The sequence below is a fragment of the Streptomyces sp. MBT53 genome, from assembly GCF_016654115.1.
In the GTDB taxonomy this organism is placed as follows: Bacteria; Actinomycetota; Actinomycetes; order Streptomycetales; family Streptomycetaceae; genus Streptomyces.
The window spans coordinates 1-19,051 of sequence record NZ_JAEQAZ010000169.1; the positions used below are offsets into that span (position 1 = coordinate 1).

A 19,051-nucleotide genomic window follows, 5' to 3' on the forward strand; every position below is an offset into this window, starting at 1 on the left:
CCCGGCCGAGCTGGGGCAGGCCGTTGTACGCGAGGAGGAGCAGCATCCCGGCGCGCGTGGCGAGCCAGGCGAGCGTGAGGGCGAGGAGGCGGTGTCTGCGGACGGCGTTCATCATGGCGGATCGTAAGCCGGGTGAATGCCGCATGAATGCTAATACACCGTCAATCGTTGGTAAGAGCCTGCTTACAGTACAAAATCGGCCAGGTGGAAAGCCAAGGCGAGAGTGAGTGCGCGTACGGCCCCGGGCGACGGACGCGTGCGGAGGTCGTGGCCGTCGTCGTGCCGGTGGCCGTCATGCTCGCGCTGGGGCTGTGGGGGCTCGACCGCGGCGGCATGTGGGGCGACGAGGGCGTCACGTTCCTGGTGGGACGGCGCACGGTGCCGCAGATCTGGCGGCTGCTGCACGGCGTCGACGCGGTGCACGGCCTGTACTACCTGCTCCTGCACGCCGTCCTCGCCGTCCATCCCGGCGAGGTGGCCCTGCGCCTGCCGTCGGTGTGCGGCGCGGCGGCGACGGCGGGCCTGGTCGCGGCCCTCGGCGTCCGCCTGGCCCGCCCCCGCGTCGGCCTCTGGGCCGGTCTGCTCTACGCGATCACCCCCCTCGTCGGCCACTACGCCCAGGAAGGCCGGTCGTACGCCCTCGTCGCGGCCGGGGTCACCGGGGCGACGCTGCTCCTCGTGCGGGCGCTGGAGGGCCGGTCCTGGTGGGGCTACGGCACTGTCCTCGCCGTGACCTTTCTGCTGCACGAGTTCGCCCTACTGGTGCTCTGCGCGCACGCGTTGACGCTGCTGGCGGCGCGGGTGCCCAGGGCGGTGTGGGCCGGCTGGGGGCGTGCGGCGGGCGCGGCGGTGGGGGTCCTGCTGCCGTTGGCGTGGGTGTCCCAGCGGCAGTCGGGGCAGGTGGCGTGGCTGCGGGTGCCCGACTGGGACACGACCGAGCGGCTGGCCCGCGGTTTCCTGTCCGTCACCCCGGCCGGTGCCGTCTTCTGGACCTCGGTCCTGCTGATCCTGCTGGGACTCGGCGCGGGACGGCTCGCGTCGGTCGCGCTGCCGTTGCTGGTGGTGCCGCCGGTGTTGCTGCTGACGGTGTCGCAGTTCCGGCCGCTGTTCCACGAGCGGTATGTGCTGTACGCGCTGGCGGGGGCGCCGCTGCTGGTGGCGGCGGGGGCGGACTGGCTGGTGGGGATGGCGGGACGGCTGTGGCTGGCCGGTCTCCTGCGTCCGGAAGTCGCCCAGGAGGCGGGCCGAGTGGCTGTGGTCGAACGCCGTCCCCACTTGGTCGGAGCCCTGACCGCGAGCGGTCATCACCCCGGAACCACCGCGCGCGGTCACCACCCCGGAGCCCCAACTCGCCCACCGCTGAAGGGAGTCGACCGCACGACCGGAGCCGCGAGCCCCCCACCGAGTCACTCACCACACCCCCCGAAACGGCTGGCCCGCACCCGCCTCATCACCCTCGCCGGCGCGCTGGCCCTGGCCGTCCCCTTCCTCCACGGCCTCCCCGCCTACCGCAACGATCGCCTGGCGGCGCACCGCCCCGAGAACCTCGCCGTGGTCTCCGCGCTGGCCGGCCGTGAACTGCGCCCCGGCGACCCCGTCCTCTTCCTGCCGTCGTTCTGGCGGGTGACGGCGTCGGCGTATCCGGGCCCGTTCGCCGGGGCGCGGGACCTGGCGCTGGCGGAGTCGGGGGCGAGGTCCGGAACGCTGAGCGGGCGCGAGGTGGCACCGGCGGAGCTGGCGGCCAGGCTCGCCGGTGTGGACCGGGTGTGGATCGTCGCGCAGTCGAATCTGCTGCCGTCCCGCTGGGTGCCCGGCGACCCGGTCGACCGGGTCAAACTCGACGTCGTGGACGGGGAGTTCGCGCGTCGGCGGCAGTACGTGAGCGGCCGCGTGAAGCTGGCCCTCTACATCCGCCGCATGCCCCCGCAGGACATGGTGATGCCTGCCCCGGAGCGCAAGGCCGGACCGGCTCCCGAACCCATGGTCACGCCTCCTCCAGCGCCGCCGAGTCCAGCGCGCCGGTGAGTTCGTCGAGCCGTGCCCGCAGGGCGCGGATCTCGTCGATGTCGAAGCCGGTCGCGCCGAGGATGCGGCGCGGTACGTCGAGGGCGCGTTCGCGCAGGGCGACGCCCTCGTCGGTGAGCCGTACCTCCACCGAGCGCTCGTCGCGGGCGCTGCGCTCACGCCGTACCAGACCCGCCGTCTCCAGCCGCTTGAGCAGCGGGGACAGGGTGCCGGAGTCGAGCCGCAGGTGTTCGCCGAGCTTCTTGACGGGCAGCTCGCCGTGCTCCCACAGCACCAGCATCACCAGGTACTGCGGGTAGGTGAGCCCGAGATCCTTGAGCAGCACGCGGTAGACGCCGCCGAAGGCGCGGGACGCGGCGTTCAGGGAGAAGCAGATCTGCTGGTCCAGGCGGAGCCAGTCGCTGGTGGGGGTGTCGGCGGGAGTGGTGGTCATGGCTCCAGGATAGCGCTAGCGGGCCATTTAGTTGTGTGCAATTGAATTGTGTGCTCTAATTATCGCCGTGAGGCGGTCCGGACACCCGGACCGGTCACCCCCGCACAGGACTTCCGAGAGGGATGGTTTCCAATGGACGCGATCTACACCGCCGTAGCCACCGCCACCCACGGCCGTGACGGCCGCGCGGTCAGCAACGACGGCAAGATCGACCTTCAGCTCGGCTTCCCGGTCGAGATGGGCGGCAACGGCGAGGGCACCAACCCCGAGCAGCTGTTCGCCGCCGGTTACGCCGCCTGTTTCGGCAGTGCCCTCGGCGCCGTCGGCCGCCAGGCGAAGGTCGACGTCTCCGACGCGGCCGTGACCGCCGAGGTCGGCATCGGCAAGCAGGGCGAGGGTTTCGCCCTCAAGGTGACCCTGCGCATCGAGCTCCCCGACACCGTGGACGAGGAGACCGGCCGCAAGCTGGTCGAGACCGCCCACCAGGTCTGCCCCTACTCGAACGCGACCCGCGGCAACATCGAGGTCAACCTCGTCATCGAGTAGTCAACACGAACTAGTCGAGTACGACGCTTCCACGACCCCGGCGACGAGCGCCGATCACCTCGTCGCCGGGGTCGCCCGCGTCACCGCACCGGTTGAGCCCGCTCCCCGAGACCGGGCGCCTGCGCCGGCACGGCGACGACGGCCTTCCCCCGCACCGCACTCTCCAGCAGCAACGGCACCCCCACCACCGGCAACAGCCACACCAGCACGATCAACCGCCCGCCCCACACGCTGATGTCCGGGTGCGCGGCCTGCGTGAGGATCCCGGTGAACGCGGCCCCGATCAGGAACACCCCGAACACCGGCCGCCGCGACGCACCCCACAGACCGGCACCAAGCGCCGCCGCGAGCACCGGCTGCCACAGCTGCTGCCGCGTCCACTCCAGCCAGAAGTCGGCTTCCAGGTGCAGGAATTCGGGATACAGCCGGGCACGGTCGGGACGCGCGTAGTGATCGGTCAGCAGATCCTGAAGGCTGTCGGTCTGCGACGGATAGTGCAGGAGCCCCGCCAACACCAGAGTTCCTACGGCCGCTGCCGCGCCGAGCCCCGCTACCACCGCCCACGCCCGCCGCTGCTGTCGCTGCCGTACGGCGACCAGCGCGCCCGCACCGGCCAGGCACAGCCCGAGGAACAGGGCCTGCGAGTGCTTGACGGTGAAGAGGAGCAGCAGGGAACCGCCGACGAGGGCGAGCGCGGCGCGCGTCCGGCGGCCCGTCGCGACCAGCGCGCAGCCCCACACCGCCGCCAGGGTCAGGGCCATCATCAGACCCTCGGTCATCGGGCGCATCGCGGTCGTCCCGCACGGCAGGACGTAGTAGAGGGCCTGCCCGGTCAGCGCGAGCGGCACCGACACGGACAGCGTGCGCAGGATCAGGAACACGAGGATCCCGCCCGCGACCGTGAGGACGACACTCGACGTCCACAGCCCCCACACCGGCCCGAGCAGCGTGACGAACGGGACCAGGAACACCGGGTATCCGGGCCGTACTTCGAAGATGCTCATGAACCGTTCGGGCATGAACGGCGTGATGAACCCGCCGCTGTTCCCGGCCCGCACCTGCGCGTCCACCACCCGCCACTGGGCGGCCCGGCACTTCTTCGCGACCCGCGCGGCCGGGTCCTTGCCGTGGAAGTTCAACGCGTTCACGCTCTGGTCGCGCCGCGCGACGTCCCCCCTGCTCGCGCAGTAGTAGTCGATGGTGACGGTCGCCGCCGCGCGCTTGCTCTCACCGCTCAGACTCAGCGCGTACGACAGGTAGTTCTTGGTGTCGGGGGTGTCCCGGCCGGTGACATTGGCGAGTTGGAGCACCGCGAACACTGCGGCCAGCACCAGCACCCAGGTACGCGGCCTCATGAGGACGCCAACTGGTCGTGACCGGCGGCGGGGGAGGGAACTCGCGCGGCGGGTCCGGCCGACGGCTGCCGACCGTCCTCACCCAGCAGCAGCGTCCGTACGACCCTCTCGGCGGCGTTCCCGTCGTCGAACTCGCAGTAGCGCGAACGGAATTCGGCCCGCAGTCGCGTCGAGTCGTCGTCCCGCCAGGCACCTGACGCGAACAGCCATGCCAACTCCCGGTAGGAACCGGACACATGGCCCGGTGGCGCGGCGGTGACGTCGAAGTAGGTACCCCGGCTGGCCGCGTACGCCTCCCGGTCGTCGGTGTGGAGGACGATCGGCCGGTCGAGGTTGGCGTAGTCGAACATCAGGGCCGAGTAGTCGGTGACCAGCGCGTCGGACGCCAACATGACGTCTTCCACAGAGGGTTCGTCGGTCGCGTCGACCAGCACACCCCGCCGGTGCAGATCAGCGAGCCCCATGCCCCGCGCGGGACCGGTCGCCAGCGACGGATGCAGGCGTACGACGAGGGTGTGCTCCGGGCCGAGATCCTCCGCGAACCGGGCCAGGTCGAGCCGGTCGACGTGACCGCTCCGCACGTACTCGCGGCGGGTCGGCGCGTACAGCACGACGGTGTGGCCCGCGGGGATCCCGAGCCGCTCCCGAACGGCCTTCTGCGCCTCGGGAGTTGCTCCGACGAGGACGTCGTTGCGCGGGCTCCCCGTCCGTGCCGACGCGAAGTGGCACGGGTACGCCCGCTCCCACACCAGCTCCGAGTGCCGGTTGGCGACCAGGCTGTGGTCCCAGCGGTCGGCGCGGCGCAGCATCTGCGGCACGTCGACGCCGTAGCGGGCGCCGGGCTTGTCCAGCAGGTCGGCCGCCATGTACTTGAGCGGGGTGCCCTGATGGGTGTGGATGTGGATGCTGCCGGGGCGCTTGGTGAGGGTGCCGGGCCAGTTGACGTTGTTCACGAAGTACTTCGCCCGTGCGGTGACTTGATGAAAACGCGGGGTGTTGAGGAGGACGTGCTCGACGCCCGGCGGCAGCAACGCGGCCTGTTCCGCGTCCTGCACGACCCACACGCCCCGCAGGTGCGGCGCGATCTCGCGCGCCTTGTAGTACACGGCGGCCGGGTCGCCGAGAACCCCGCGATGCGAAAAGGCCGAATACACGACGAGGTTGGGGTCGAGGGACCGGCGGGCGTGCAGCGCGCCCCAGCCGCTCTTGACCCGCCCGGCCGCCGACTTGCGCGCCTGCAGAGCCCGTCGTCCGAGCAGTCGACCGGCGCCTCCCGCCTGCCGTCGGACCCGGTACATCGCGTAACTGCCTTCCAGGCAACGGACTTCGGCGTCCACCGATGCCCCCGCCGCCGGCTTGTGCTTGGCGAACAGTTCGGCCGTGCGGCGGAAGAACTCGGGCTTGTCGGACGGGGGCAGGCGGTCCGGCTTGCCGAGGATGTCGAGACAGTGCTCGCCCATCTTGCGGTGCAGGTAGGGGCGCCAACTCGCCAGCTCCGGGCGGGAGTCGACGAACGCGAAGACCCGCTCGTACTGGTCGTGGATGTCGAAGTGCTTGCGGCTGGTGGTGGAGAGGATGTTGCCCTGCCGTCGCTGCCGGTAGTTGAGGCAGATCCGGTCGAGGGTGGCGATCCGCTCTGCGCTGAGCAGCACCGGGAACGTCCAGGGCGTGTCCTCGTAGTAGCCCGGCGGGAACTCGAAGGCGTGCTTGTGCACGAACTCGCGGCGGTACACCTTGTTCCACACGACCATCAACAGGTCGAGGATCTCCGGGTGTTCGGCGACCGTGAAGGTGTCGTCGACCTCGGTGAGGACGTGCGCGAGGACGTTGCGGCGGGTGCCGCCCCACCAGTAGGTGCGCGCGTAGTCGAAGACCAGGACGTCCGGGTCGCCGCTCGCGTCGAGCCGGTCGGCCATCGCGCGCAGGGCGCCCGGGGTGAGGGTGTCGTCGCTGTCGAGGAAGAAGAGGAAGTCGCCGGTGGCCAGGGGCATTCCGGCGTTGCGGGCGCGGCCGAGGCCGACGTTCTCGGGCAGGTGCAGCACCTGGACGCGTGGGTCGCGGGCCGCGTACTCGTCGAGGATCGCGCCGCAGCCGTCCGGCGAGCAGTCGTTCACGGCGATCACCTCGATGTCCCGGTAGGACTGCTCCAGGACCGAGTCGAGGCACTCGCGCAGAAAGCCCTGCACCTTGAAGACGGGGACGATGACGCTGAAGCGGGGCACTTCGGGTTCAGCTCCTTACGAGGGTGGCGGCGGGGGCCGGGACGCGCTCCGCGAGCGGGATCACGGGCGGGACCGCCTCCGGCGGCTCACCGAGGAACACCCGGCGTACGACCCGCTCGGCGGCCAGTCCGTCGTCGAACTCGCAGAAACGGGACCGGAATTCGGCCCGGAGGGACGTGGACTCCGCACCCGCGTACGAGCCGTCGCGGAACACCTGGGCCAGTTCCTCGGGGGTCCGCGCGACCGGTCCCGGCGGGGCCTCCATGAGGTCGAAGTAGACGCCCCGGGTCTCGCGGTAGACGTCCCAGTCGTCGGCGTACACGACGATCGGCCGGTCGAGGTTGGCGTAGTCGAACATGATCGACGAGTAGTCCGTGACCAGCGCGTCGGCGGCCAGGCACACGTCCTCGGAGGAGCGGTGCCCGGTCACGTCGATGATCCGGCCGCTGCTCTTCGCCCGGCCCTGGTCGTAGAAGTAGTGGGCGCGCAGCAGCACGACCACGTCATCGCCGGCCGCCGCGCAGAACGCCTCCAGGTCGAGCCCGGTGTCGAAGCCGGTCTGGTAGTCGCGGTGGGTCGGCGCGTACAGGACGGCCGTCTTGCCCTCCGGGACCCCCAACTCCCGCCGAATACGCGCTACTTCATCGGCGGTCGCCGAGTAGTACACGTCGTTGCGCGGATAGCCGTACTCCAGCGCCTCGTACGAGCCCGGGAAGGCGCGCTCCCACATCTGCGTGGAGTGCCGGTTGGAGGAGATGTTGTAGTCCCAACGGTCCACCCGGCCGAGCAACTTGGCGAAGCTGCCGGTCGCGGCGGCCACCACCGGGTACGTCGACTGGTCGACGCCCATCTTCTTCAGCGGGGTGCCGTGCTGGGTCTGGACGTGCACGCTGCCGCGCCGCTTGACGACGCCCTCGGCGAAGTTGGCGTTGTTCACGAGGTACTTGGCCCGCGCCAGCGCCTCCCAGTACTTCCGGCTGCCGATGACGGCGTGCTCGACGCCCTTCGGTACGGCGTCCACCGCGTCCGGCTCGACCAGGAACACCGAGCGGATGTGCGGGGCGATTTCGGCGGCCTTGGCGTGGATCGCGGCGGGGCTGCACGCGTAGCCCCGGCCCCAATAGGCGCAGTAGACGGCCAGGTTGGGGTCGAGCGGGCGCCGCAGGTCGCGGGCGTACCGCAGGCGGGTGCGGAGCATCCGGGGGCGCGGGACCCGCTCCGCCGCCTCCGAGGCCGAGCGGTTGGCGCCGCGCAGTGCCCGGAACGCCGAGTACGCCCCCGACGCCAGCAGCCGGTGCTGTACGCCCACACTCCCGCCCGGCGCGCGGAAACCGGCGGGCCGGTGCGTGCGGTACAGCCGCCCCGCCCGCCGGAAGAAGGCACGGTGTCCGGAGGGGAGGCGCTCGGGCCGGGACGCCGTCTTCAGCACCACCGCGAAGAGCTGCTCGAACAGGGCGGCGGACAGATCACTTCCGGCGGCGCGCGTCAGCACCATGTCGACCTGGTCGAGGAGTTGGTGGTGGTGCGCGCCCGGCAGGTTGAGCCGACTGCCCTGCCGGCGCAGCAGATGCCGTACGACCACCGAGCGCAGCACCGCCACCCGCCCGGCGGCGAGGGTGACCAGGCCGCCCCAGCCGAGGTCGGTGAACGGGCCCTCGGGGAAGGCGAGTTGGTTGTCGGTGAGGAAGGCCCGGCGGTAGACGGCGCTCCAGGCCGGGAGCTGAACGCCCGTCAACTGCGGTGCCTGGGCGGGGGAGAAGGCGCCGGCCGGGGTCTTCGCCAGCAGCGGGGCCGCCGGGTTGGTGGGCTCGCCCTCCCACCACGGGGTGCGCTCGTGCTCGACGTACAGGACGTCGACGTCACCGGTCTCCGTGAGGCGGGCGTCCAGTGCGGCCAGTGCGCCCGGGGCGAGGGTGTCGTCGCCGTCCAGGAACAGGACGTAGGCGCCGGTCGCCGTCCGCAGGCCCGTGTTGCGTGCCCCGCTCAGGCCCGCCGAGGGTGGTGAGTGCACCGGGGCCACCCGGGAGTCCCGTCCGGCGTGCGCGTCGGCGACGTCGGCGGCCGGGGAGCCGGGGGCGTCGCAGACCGGGATCAGCTCGAAGTCGCCGTAGGACTGCGCGAGGACCGAGTCCAGGGCCTGGGAGAGCCGGCCGGCGACCCCGTGGGACGGGACGATGATGCTGAAGCGGGGCATTCTGTTCTTTCTCCAGTGGTCCGGAGGGGAGGTTCCGGGTCAGTGCGCGCGGTGGCCGGGGCGACCGGTCGGACGCCATGTCGACGGCCTGGTCGGGGTCGGGCGCGAGGGGCTTGATGGCATGCGAACTCCCCTGTTCGGGAACGGCGTTCAGAGGCGGTCGGTGACGGGCCGGGGCGCCGTGGGCTGCGGCACGGTGGTGAGGGGGGAGTGTGCGCGGCTCGCGGCGGCCGACGGGACCGGGTGGCGGTCGGCGAGCGGGACGACCGGGGGCAGGTCGGTCTCGCCCAACACCACGTGGCGTACGACCCGTTCGGCGGCGCGGCCGTCGTCGTAGGGGCAGAAGCGCTCGCGGAACGCGGCGCGCAGCTGGGCCGAGCGGGAGCCGCGCCAGTGGTCGGTCGCGAAGATGTCGATCAGTTCGTCCTCGCTGCGCGCGACCGCGCCCGGCGGGAAGGCCCGCAGGTCGAAGTAGGTGCCGCGGGCCGCCTCGTAGGCCTCCCAGTCGTCGGCGTGGATGACGATCGGGCGGTCGAGGTTGGCGTAGTCGAACATCAGGGACGAGTAGTCGGTGACCAGCGCGTCCGAGGCCAGGCAGAGCGATTCGACGCTGGGGTGGTCGGTGACGTCGATGATCCGGCCGGACGCGGCCGTCGCGAGCGGGCCCTCGTGCCAGTAGTGGGCGCGGGCCAGCACGACGAAGCGCGGACCGAGGCGGCGCAGGACGCGGTCCAGGTCGAGGTGCGCGCGCTGGACTCGGCGGTAGTCGCGGTGAGTTGGGGCATAGAGCAGCGCGATCGCGTCCTGCGGGATGCCGAGGGACTCGCGCAGGCGGTGCACGTCGGCCGAAGTGGCCTGCTGGAACACGTCGTTGCGGGGGTAGCCGTAGGCGAGCGTGGTGTAGCTGCCGGGGTAGACGCGCTCCCAGGTCAGGGTGGTGTGGCGGTTGGGGGACAGGACGTGGTCCCACTTGTCGACGCCCTTGAGGAGTTCGCCGAAGTCCATGTCCCGTGCGGCGGCCGGGCGTTCCTGGAGGTCGAGGCCCATGTGCTTGAGGGGGGTGCCGTGTTGGGTCTGGATCAGCACCTGGCCGGGGCGCTTGACCAGTCGGCGGTCGAAGTTGACGTTGTTCACCAGGTACTTGGAGCGGGCCAGCGCCGTCCAGTAGGAGACGGTGTTCGGGCGCAGCCTGCGGGTGGCGGCCGGGATCGTGTGGTGGTGCTCGGGGCGGGCGATCCACGCGGTGCGGATGTGCGGGGCGTGGGTGCGGAACGCGGTCTCCAGCGCGCCCGGGTTGCAGCTGTGGCCGCGCCCCCAGTAGGCGGCGAACACCGCACGATCCCGCAGCGGGAGCCGGAGTTGGACGCGGTAGTGGAGCTGGAGGACCGCCGCCTTGAGGTTGCGCAGGAGCTTGGCGGTGAGCTTCACCGCTCGCCGTCGCCAGCTCATCGCCTTCTGCACGGCCCGGAACGTGCGGTGCACGCCGAAGTGCACGAACGTGTGCCGCATCCGGGTGCGCAGCGGGACCGAGGTTCCCGGGATGCGGTAACGGCGGTAGTGGGCACGGGCCTTGCGCAGGAACTCGGCGCGGGTGCCGCGCGGGAGGCGGTCCGGCTTGGTGAAGACCGTCGCGAGGTGGTCGACCATGCGGCGGAACAACACCGGCCGCCACTGGGCGAGTTCGGGGCGCGCGTCGACGAACGCGAAGACCCGGTCGTACTGGTCGAAGACGTCGAAGTGCTTACGGCTGGTGGTGCCGAGGATGTTGCCCTGGCGGCGCTGGCGGTAGTGGACGCAGACCCGGTCGAGGGTCGCGATCGTCTCCGCCGCCATCAGCACCGGGTAGGTCCACGGGGTGTCCTCGTAGTAGCCGGGCGGGAAGGCGAAGCCCTCGCGCTCGACGAACTCCCGTCGGTACGCCTTGTTCCAGGCGACCATGATGACCCGCAGCAGCCCGGGGCGGTCCTCCAGGCGGAAGGGGGCCGGGCCCTGTTCGGTCAACTGGGCGGCGACCTTGTTGCGTTGGGCCTCCCCGGACCAGTAGGTGCGGGCGTAGTCGAAGACGAGGACGTCGGGCTCGCCGGTCTCCTTGAGGCGGTCGGCGATCGAGCGCAGTGCGTCGGGCGTGAGCGTGTCGTCGCTGTCGAGGAAGACCAGATAGTCGCCGGTCGCCTGTTCCAGACCGGCGTTGCGGGCGCGGCCGAGGCCTTGGTTCTCGGGGAGGTGGACGGCGCGTACGCGGGCGTCGCGGGCCGCGAACTCGTCGATGATCGCGCCGCAGGCGTCCGGCGAGCAGTCGTCGACCGCGATCAGCTCCAGATCGGGATACGACTGCGAGAGCACCGATTCCAGGCATTCGTGCAGGTACGCCTGGACCTTGTACGCGGGGACAATGACACTGAACCTGGGCAAGGGACATCCATGGGTCGGTCGGCGCGGGCGTTCTGCCCGGGAACGGCCGATGGAGTGACTTGGTTACGCCGCGTACGGCATACGGGGGACACACGGTGAACGCGAAGGGGCGGGCCGGTGACGGCCCACCCCTTGAACTATGTGCGGTTTATAGCTATTTGACCGCGCCCGCCATGACACCGGACACGAACTGCCGCTGGAACGCGAAGAACACGGCCAGCGGGATCACCATGGAGATGAACGCACCGGGTGCCAGCACGTCGATGTTGTTGCCGAACTGGCGTACCTGGGTCTGCAGTGCGACCGTGATCGGCTGCGTGCTGGACTTGGTGAACACCAGCGCGACCAGCATGTCGTTCCACACCCACAGGAACTGGAAGATGCCCAGGCTCGCGATCGCGGGCCCGCCGAGCGGCATCACCACGCGTGCGAACAGGCGCAGTTCACCCGCACCGTCCAGCCGGGCCGCCTCCAACAACTCTCGCGGGATCTCCGCGAAGAAGTTCCGCAGCAGGAACACCGCGAACGGCAGCCCGTACCCCACATGGAACAGGATCACCCCGAAGATGGTCCCGAACAGGCCGATCTTTCCGAAGAGTTCGGCGATCGGGATCAGCGCGACCTGCACCGGTACGACCAACAGGCTGACCACGCCCAGGAACCACCAGTCGCGGCCCGGGAACTCCATCCACGCGAACGCGTAGCCCGCGAGCGCGCCGATCACCACGACGAGGATCGTCGCCGGGACGGTGATCAGGACGGTGTTCCACAGCGAGCTGGTGATGTCGCTGTTCTCCAGGAGCGTCTTGTAGCTGTGGAAGGTGAGTTGGGAGGGCTGGCTGAAGACCTTCCACCAGCCGCTCGCGTTCATGTCCTCCGGGCTGCGCAGTGAGGACAGCAGCAGTCCGATCGTCGGCACCAGCCAGAACAGGCCGACGAGGATCAGGAACACCCGGACCAGCCCGCCGCTCGCCGCCGCCGCGAGCCGCCCACCGAGCGACTCCCGCGCCTTGACGACCTCAACAGGCCCTGTCTTGCCCAGAGTTCCGGCATCCGTGGTCATCGCCGCACCTCCCGCCGCAGCCGGCGAACGTTGAACAGCATCACCGGGATCACCAGCAGGAGCAGGAACACCGAGATGGCGCTGGCCACACCCGGCTGGCCCTCCGAGAAGCCCTTCCGGTACAGCTCAAGGGCGAGCACGTTGGCGTCGTCCTGCGAGGAGCCCGGGGCGATGATGAAGACCAGGTCGAAGATCTTCAGCACATTGATCATCAGCGTGACGGCGACGACCGCGAGCACCGGTGCGAGGAGCGGCACCGTGACCCGCCGGAACACCTGCCACTCATTGGCGCCGTCGACCCGCGCCGCCTCCAGCAACTCCCTTGGCACGCCCGCGAGTCCGGCCGCGATCAGCACCATCGCGAACCCGGCCCACATCCACACGTACGACCCGATGATGGCCGGTGTCACCAGCGACGGGCCCAGCCACTCCACGCCGTTGTACGGCGCCTTGAAGTTGCTTGCCGGGAGCCGCAGTTGGGCCCCGTCGGCGCTCGCGGGCAGGGTGAAGGTGCCGTCGCCCGCGGCCTTGGTCGAGGCGACCACCTTGCCGTCCTTGACGGCCTCGACGCGCATTCCGCCGTAGCCGAGCTCGGACGGGTCGACCGCGCCGAGCTTGCCGACGCCCTTGCCGCGGGTGAAGTCCTGCCATGTCGTGCCGGTGATCTTCCCCGGCTCGGGCTTCGCGGCTACGGCCTTCTTCGCGCTGTCGGGCATCTGGTCGGGGGCGACGCCGACCAGCGGGAGCGTGACGGTCTGGCCGGTGTGGACCGTCGTACTGGTGATGAAGCCGCCCTTGTCCGCCTTCAGTGGCGACTCGCGGCCCGGGTGGGCGTTGGGGAACGCCGACGACGAGACGAACGTGTCGTGGATGCCGACCCAGACCGCGTTGGCGACGCCCTTGTGCGGGTCCTGGTCGTAGACGAGCCGGAAGATGATGCCGGCGGCCAGCATCGAGATCGCCATCGGCATGAAGACGACCAGCTTGAACGCCGTTCCCCAGCGCACCCGTTCGGTCAGCACCGCGAAGATCAGGCCGAGGGCGGTGGCGACCGTCGGCGCGAAGATGACCCAGATGATGTTGTTCTTCAGGGCGGTGCGGATGCCGTCGTCGGTGAACAGGGCCTTGTAGTTGTCGAATCCGGCGAAGCCGTCACCGGCCTGGTTGCCGAAGCTGCGGACCAGCGAGTACCCGATCGGGTAGACCACGAGCGCGCCGAGCAGCACCAGGGCGGGCAGCAGGAACAGCACTGCCACGGTCCTGCGGGTGCCGGTCACGCTCTTGCGACTGCGGGGAGGGACGGGGGCCCCGGGGGCCTCCGCCGCTGCCGATGCCATCGCCGGCTCAGCTCCCGCTCGCGTACGCCGCCGCCGCGTCCTTCTCCAACTGCGCCTGCGTGCCCGCGATGTCGGTCGGGTTCTTCAGGAAGTCCTGGAGATCCTTCCACTCGCCCTTGCCCGGGGTACCGCCGAAGGACTGCGGGGCCTGGTCGGACATGTCGAAGCGGAAGTCGTCACCGGCCGCGATCAGCGACTTGGCGATCGTGCGCTGCACCGCGTTCGGGTAGGCCGAGTCCGGCACGTTCTTGTTGGGGGAGAGATAGCCGCCGAGCTTCGCCTGGATCGTCGCCGCGTCCGGCGAGGCGAGGAAGGTCGCCAGTGCCTGGGCCGCCTTGGAGTCCTTCAGGATGACGGCCGCGTCGCCACCGGAGACCACCGGCGCGGTCGAGCCCACCGACGGGAACGGGAACACCTTGGCGTCCGTGCCCACCTTCGCCTTGGTCTCACCGATGTTGACCTGCACGAAGTCGCCCTCGTAGACCATCGCGGACTTCGGCTGGTCGCCGCCGGTGAAGGTCTGGGTGACCGACGCGGGGAACTCGGTCTGCAGCGCGCCGCTCTGACCGCCCGCGATGTACGCCTTCTTGCCCCAGATCTGCGCCAGCGTGGTCAGCGCCTCCTTCACGGAGGGGTCCGTCCACTTGATCTTGTGCTGGGCGAGTTCGTCGTACTTCTCCGGCCCGGCCTGCGACAGATAGACGTTCTCGAACCAGTCGGTGAGCGGCCAGCCGTCCGCGCCCGCGATCGAGAAGGGGGTGACCCCGGAGTCGTAGACCGTCTGCGCGGTGGTCAGCAGGTCCTGCCAGGTCTTGGGCTCCTTGGCGCCCGCGTTCTCGAAGACCTTGGCGTTGTACCAGATCAGCGACTTGTTGGCGGCCTTGTAGTAGACGCCGTACTGCTTGCCGCCGACCTTGCCGATGTCCTGCCAGCCCTGCGAGTAGTTCTTCTGCAGCTCCGCGAGCGCCTCGGCCCCGAGGGGCTTGGCCCACTTCTTGTCGACGGCCTGTTTGATCGCGCCGGGCTGCGGGAGCATCGCGACGTCCGGCGGCTGGCCGCCCGCGATCTTCGAGCCGAGGAAGTTGATGATCGGGTCCTGCGCGGGCACGAAGGTGACCTTGGCACCCGTGCGCTTCTCGAACTCCGCGAGGACCGTCTTGAAGTTCTTCTGCTCGGCACCCGTCCACACGGCGGCCACTTCGAGGCTCTGGCCGTTCAGCTTGGGGAGGGTCACCGTGCCGGTGCTCTCCGAAGGGGTGCTCGACTTGCCGCCGTCGCTCTTGTTGTCGCTGCCGCCACAGGCGGTGAGCGAGAGCGCCAGTGCCCCCGCGGCGACAACCGCCGCTGTGCGTACGGTTTTACGTGTCCGGATGGTGCTGCTCGTAGTGCGCATCACTGCCCCGTTCTTCGTTCCTCGTCGAACGCTCGAACGCTTCCGTGCGCACTGGTCTACGCCCGGTACTTGAACGCGGCAAGATGGCGTCCGCTGTCAAGTACGCGATCGTGATTGGGTCGTGACGTGGGGTTGTGTGGGCGACCTGTGAACGATCAGAGGAGTGACGGGACCTCCGCCGCCGACACCGAACGCGTCGCCCGCTCCAGCGCGCTGGCCAGCAGCGCCAAGTCCGTCGGCCCGTTGCCCAGTTCGCGGACCGGGCGGCGGGCCGGGGGGTCGCCCATGCGCTGCCACTCCAGCGGGACGACCGTGGGGCGGAGCGTCGCCGTGCGCGGGATACGGCCCGTCACCCGACCGCCCTGGAAAGGCGTGCTCCGGCCGTCCGGAAGGGTCAACCGGCCGCGGCCGGGCGCCGGTTCCTCCGGGCCCTGGGTCGTCGCGTCGAGGGTGACGCGGAGCGTGGCGTGCCGGGCGGGTTCCGTCTCGGCCGTACGGGCGTCCGGCGCGGCGGCGGCCACCAAGTGCACGCCGAGCCGCTCGCCCTCGCGGGCCACCGCCTCCAGCGCGCGTATCACCGAACCGGCGGCGGGCCGGCCGGGCGAGCCCAACGGCGGCTTCACCAGGGCGTCCAGGTCGTCGACCACCACGACGAGCCGGGGCAACGGCGGTGCCGCCTCGGTCTGTTGACGGGCCGCCGCCGGGCGCAGCCGGATCGTCGAACTCGTCGGACTCTCCAGATCCCCGGCACCGGACGTGCCCCGCTGCGCGACGATCCGGCCCGACACCTCGTGCCGCGAGTGCCACTCGGCGAACCCGATCATGCCCAGCAGCTCGGCCCGCCGCTTCAGCTCCGCGCTCAGGGACTGCGCGAACTCCCGCATGCGCACCGGGTCGTTGGCGGTCAGGTGCGTGGTGACATGCGGTACGTCCGTGCAGACCCGCAGGCCCTCGCCGTGCCCCCCGCTCGCGCCGACACTGTCCCGGCCGTCTATCAGCACGATGCCCAGCCGGTCGGGCCGCTCGGCCGCCGCGAGCGAGGCGACGACCGCCCGCAGCGACTCCGTACGGCCGCTGCCCGGCGGGCCCTCGATCAGCAGATGCGGTCCCTCGGCGGCGAGATCCGCGCTGACCGGCCCGCGCGGTCCGGCCCCGAGCACCGCCCAGGCCCGGCCGCCGAGCGCGTCCTTGTCGTCCCCCGCGTCCGCCCAACGCGCCAGCAGCGACGCCGGAGTGGCCCGGGCAAGACCCAACTCGTCCAGCAGCCGCGCCGATTGGGGCAACGGCGCCGACACGCGCGCGTGCCGCTCACCCGTCGCGCCGTCCGCCCTGAGCGGTGCCAGCGCCCGCGCGAACCGCTCGGCCCACGCGAGCGAGACCGCGTCCACGGCGGCCACGGTGCCTTCGCCGACGGGCCCGGGACGCGGCGCCTCCTGGCCGGTCCGGGACGCCGCCGTACCGTCGTGCGGGACCCGCAACAGCCGTAGCGCCGTGGCGACATCGCCACTGAGCAGGGCGACCGCCCCGCACTCGCGGAACGTCGGCGCGGCCGTGCACGCCGCCTCGTACGTCTCCGTCACCGGCGACGCGGGCGAGGCCGACTCCGTCTCGGCGAGACACACCACGTGGATACCGGCACGGGGCCCCTCGTGCGCCAGCCGCGCCACCGCCTCGCGCACATCGGCCCCACCGGGGTCACCGTCCACCACGAGCACGGTGTACGGCCCCGTGAAACCGTCCGCCCGGCCGTCACCGTCGTCGGCGCGGGCCCAGGACGGGCGGTGGGCGGCGCCGCGCGCGGAGTCGGCCGCGTCGGTGGAACGGGGCCGGGCGGCACCGGAGCTCGGGTCGTCGAGGGCGTGCGGTGTGCCCGACGGGCCGGGTGCGCCGGAGCGGTCGTGATGGGCCTCGTCGGTGATCGAGTACGCGGTGGGGGCGCTCGTGGCCGGCTGGTAGGGGGTAGCCCCCGACCGTCCCTCCGTCGAACCGCGTTGCGCGCCGATCCCCGGAGTACGCCGACCGGCGTTGGAGGAGTGCCCGTAAGTGGCCCTCGGCCCGCCCCCGCCATGCGTGTCCGTGGCGTGGTCCTCCAGGCGGCGCAGCAGTTCGTCGGTGCGGGCCGTGGCCTGCTCGCGGTCGTAGGCCAGCAGGAGGCGGCAGTCCTGGCCGTGCCCGGGGCGCAGATGCGGCAGCCAGCCGAGCCAGGACCACTCGGCGGTGCGCTCGGCCGTAGAACGCGCCCGGTCCGTGCTGATCAGCACGATCTCCAGGGCGTCGGGCGAGTGCAGCGCGGCGAGTTGGGCCACCACCGCCCGGGCGAGCCCCGCCAGCCGCGCGCGCGGACCGGCCAGGCCCAGCGCGCCGACCTCACGCAGCCCGGAGGTCACCGGCACCGCGGGCAGCAACGCCGAGCCGTCCGGTGTCGTCCGGTCCGCCGTGCCGAGCCGCACCGTGAGCGCCTCGGGGTGACCGGGCGCGCGCTCCCACAGGCGGGGGCCCGGGCCCAGGGCCGTCAGCAGCAGGGCCGCCGGGTCGGGCCAGATGTCCGGTTGCTGGAGGGCGACGGGCGGGGGCGACACGCTCTCGTCGGCGCCCTCCTCGTCGTAGGAGGCGTCGTACGGCGACTCGGCGTCCTCGGCCGTCGACTCGTCGCGTCCGCCTGTCAGGCGGCGCGCCCACTTGCCGATGCCGCCGCGCCTGCGCACACCCTGCGGCACATCGGTGCCCCGGAGAGGGGTGCCCTTGCGTCCGCCGTGCTCGCCGGAGCCGTCGTCCAGGGGGACGCGGGAAGTCGTCGTCCGCGCGGAGAACGATTCCTCGCCGTCCTCCTCGCCGAGGGCCTCGCCGAGCGCCCCGAAACGGCCGGCGTGGGTGTCCCCGCCGTCGTGGGCCGCGCGGTGCTCGATGCTCGGGGCGGCGCCCTGGCCGGGCACCACGGGCGGCTGCGCGCGGGGGCCCGCGGGGGTGCCGGGGGACACGCGCACGTGGCCCTCGCCGTCCGGTGTCGTACCGGCGCGCGCTCCCGGGCCGCCGGACGGGGTCAGCCGCAGGGCCGACTCGCCGATGCGGAGCAGCGCGCCCGGGGCGAAGCGCACCGGGCGGGTGCCCACGCGCGCGCCCGCCAGCGTGGTGCCGTTCGTCGAGCCCAGGTCGGCGACCGAGACCCGGCCGCCCGGGTCGACCGTCACCGCGCAGTGCAGCCGGGAGACGTCCGGGTCGTCCAGCGGGACGTCGGCGTCGGCGGAGCGGCCGATGTGGATCTGGCCGCCGTGCAGGAGATGCACCCCGCCCGCGTCCGGGCCCGCGACGACATGGAGCTGCGTCGGGGCGTCGTCCAGCTCGGGGTGCGCCTCGGGCTCGGCGGGGGCGCCCAGGGACAGCACCGCGCCGTCCGTCAGCGGGGGCTCGCCGAGCGTGCAGCGCTGGGTGTCCAGGCGCTCCACGCCCGCGTAGAGCACGATCGGGGCGCCGGACTCACGGCTCCGCTCGGGCGGGGACGCGGCCGGGTCGGCGGAGACCGCCGAGGCCAGCGCCGACGCCACCGCGGCCAGGGCGGTACCCGCCGGCGCGGTGACCAGCACGTCGCAGCTCGCGGAGCGGCCCCGCGGCTGCGCGGGCGGCCCCAGCGGGTCTACGACGGTCAGCCGGATCTGCATCGCCGTCAGCGGTCCCTTCTGCCCCGGGCGCGGAATATTCCCCCACCCCGCGCGAGCACATCGGCCAGTTCTGCACGCATCCTCGCACCTGCCACTGACAACTCGCCCGGGGCCCGGCAGCAAGTGATCTTGATTGGTCAGCTCTGTCCCCAAAAGTGCCTGACCAGTGCCGTACCGGTGATCGAGTGAGACCGGTCATGTCCGGCTTCGGCAACCAGGAGACCGGGGTAAGCGTCTTTCCTTCGAACATGTACGGCAATGCTTACGTAGGTAGCCCCAAGAGGGGCGGCACTACAGTGGACCGGAACACAGGCAAGCAGCAGGGAGCGCAGACGTGCGGCCGGTAGGCAGCAAGTACCTCCTGGAGGAGCCGCTCGGACGCGGCGCCACGGGCACCGTCTGGCGGGCCCGCCAG

11 protein-coding genes are annotated in these 19,051 nt (G+C 71.6%); 2 read left to right on the top strand and 9 right to left on the bottom strand.

What is annotated here, in order from left to right; translation table 11 throughout:
- Window positions 1–294: 294 nt before the first annotated feature.
- Window positions 295–2,025 carry a glycosyltransferase family 39 protein gene (locus tag JHN45_RS39765; protein WP_201054362.1) on the top strand — a complete coding sequence of 577 codons (1,731 nt, stop codon included), beginning with the start codon at window positions 295–297 and terminating at the stop codon, window positions 2,023–2,025.
- Here the strand turns inward: JHN45_RS39765 and JHN45_RS39770 are convergent.
- Window positions 1,985–2,458 (bottom strand): MarR family winged helix-turn-helix transcriptional regulator, encoded by a 474-nt coding sequence (locus JHN45_RS39770; protein WP_201054356.1) that lies wholly within the window; start codon window positions 2,456–2,458, stop codon window positions 1,985–1,987. The two genes, JHN45_RS39765 and JHN45_RS39770, sit on opposite strands and share 41 nt — an antisense overlap.
- Before the next feature lie 132 nt (window positions 2,459–2,590).
- On the opposite strand from JHN45_RS39770, the gene JHN45_RS39775 reads away from it, so the two are divergent.
- A complete protein-coding gene (locus JHN45_RS39775; protein ID WP_200714340.1) occupies window positions 2,591–3,004 on the top strand; it encodes an organic hydroperoxide resistance protein in 414 nt (137 codons plus the stop codon).
- 80 nt (window positions 3,005–3,084) lie between these two features.
- Here JHN45_RS39775 and JHN45_RS39780 read toward each other — a convergent pair whose 3' ends face one another.
- The 8 genes from JHN45_RS39780 to JHN45_RS39815 all read right to left on the bottom strand — a co-directional run bounded on the left by JHN45_RS39780 (window position 3,085) and on the right by JHN45_RS39815 (window position 18,636).
- Entirely contained in the window at window positions 3,085–4,359 is a 1,275-nt protein-coding gene (locus JHN45_RS39780; protein ID WP_200714341.1) for a hypothetical protein, read from the bottom strand.
- Window positions 4,356–6,581, bottom strand: coding sequence for a bifunctional glycosyltransferase/CDP-glycerol:glycerophosphate glycerophosphotransferase (locus tag JHN45_RS39785; RefSeq protein WP_201054357.1), 2,226 nt, complete (start codon window positions 6,579–6,581; stop codon window positions 4,356–4,358). Before JHN45_RS39785 ends, JHN45_RS39780 begins: the two co-directional genes overlap by 4 nt.
- Before the next feature lie 7 nt (window positions 6,582–6,588).
- A complete protein-coding gene (locus JHN45_RS39790; protein ID WP_201054358.1) occupies window positions 6,589–8,775 on the bottom strand; it encodes a bifunctional glycosyltransferase/CDP-glycerol:glycerophosphate glycerophosphotransferase in 2,187 nt (728 codons plus the stop codon).
- Window positions 8,776–8,925: 150 nt separating this feature from the next.
- The gene (locus tag JHN45_RS39795) at window positions 8,926–11,187 is read right to left on the bottom strand and encodes a bifunctional glycosyltransferase family 2 protein/CDP-glycerol:glycerophosphate glycerophosphotransferase (protein WP_201054359.1); all 2,262 of its coding nucleotides are present in this window, start codon (window positions 11,185–11,187) and stop codon (window positions 8,926–8,928) included.
- Between the two features lie 154 nt (window positions 11,188–11,341).
- Window positions 11,342–12,250, bottom strand: a complete 909-nt coding sequence (locus JHN45_RS39800; RefSeq protein ID WP_019065997.1) for a carbohydrate ABC transporter permease — start codon at window positions 12,248–12,250, stop codon at window positions 11,342–11,344.
- Window positions 12,247–13,587, bottom strand: a complete 1,341-nt coding sequence (locus JHN45_RS39805) for a carbohydrate ABC transporter permease (protein ID WP_201054360.1) — start codon at window positions 13,585–13,587, stop codon at window positions 12,247–12,249. Before JHN45_RS39805 ends, JHN45_RS39800 begins: the two co-directional genes overlap by 4 nt.
- A gap of 7 nt (window positions 13,588–13,594) precedes the next feature.
- Window positions 13,595–14,980, bottom strand: coding sequence for an ABC transporter substrate-binding protein (locus tag JHN45_RS39810; RefSeq protein WP_200714347.1), 1,386 nt, complete (start codon window positions 14,978–14,980; stop codon window positions 13,595–13,597).
- 155 nt (window positions 14,981–15,135) lie between these two features.
- Window positions 15,136–18,636, bottom strand: a complete 3,501-nt coding sequence (locus tag JHN45_RS39815; protein ID WP_201054361.1) for an FtsK/SpoIIIE domain-containing protein — start codon at window positions 18,634–18,636, stop codon at window positions 15,136–15,138.
- Window positions 18,637–19,051 lie beyond the last annotated feature (415 nt).

What these genes read in the sequence shown, in the direction of transcription:
- JHN45_RS39765 (WP_201054362.1), top strand. Translation starts at nt 295, where the DNA reads ATGCTCGCGCTGGGGCTGTGGGGGCTCGACCGCGGCGGCATGTGGGGC.
- JHN45_RS39770 (WP_201054356.1), bottom strand. Translation starts at nt 2,458, where the DNA reads ATGACCACCACTCCCGCCGACACCCCCACCAGCGACTGGCTCCGCCTG.
- JHN45_RS39775 (WP_200714340.1), top strand. Translation starts at nt 2,591, where the DNA reads ATGGACGCGATCTACACCGCCGTAGCCACCGCCACCCACGGCCGTGAC.
- JHN45_RS39780 (WP_200714341.1), bottom strand. Translation starts at nt 4,359, where the DNA reads ATGAGGCCGCGTACCTGGGTGCTGGTGCTGGCCGCAGTGTTCGCGGTG.
- JHN45_RS39790 (WP_201054358.1), bottom strand. Translation starts at nt 8,775, where the DNA reads ATGCCCCGCTTCAGCATCATCGTCCCGTCCCACGGGGTCGCCGGCCGG.
- JHN45_RS39800 (WP_019065997.1), bottom strand. Translation starts at nt 12,250, where the DNA reads ATGACCACGGATGCCGGAACTCTGGGCAAGACAGGGCCTGTTGAGGTC.
- JHN45_RS39805 (WP_201054360.1), bottom strand. Translation starts at nt 13,587, where the DNA reads ATGGCATCGGCAGCGGCGGAGGCCCCCGGGGCCCCCGTCCCTCCCCGC.
- JHN45_RS39810 (WP_200714347.1), bottom strand. Translation starts at nt 14,980, where the DNA reads ATGCGCACTACGAGCAGCACCATCCGGACACGTAAAACCGTACGCACA.
- JHN45_RS39815 (WP_201054361.1), bottom strand. Translation starts at nt 18,636, where the DNA reads ATGCAGATCCGGCTGACCGTCGTAGACCCGCTGGGGCCGCCCGCGCAG.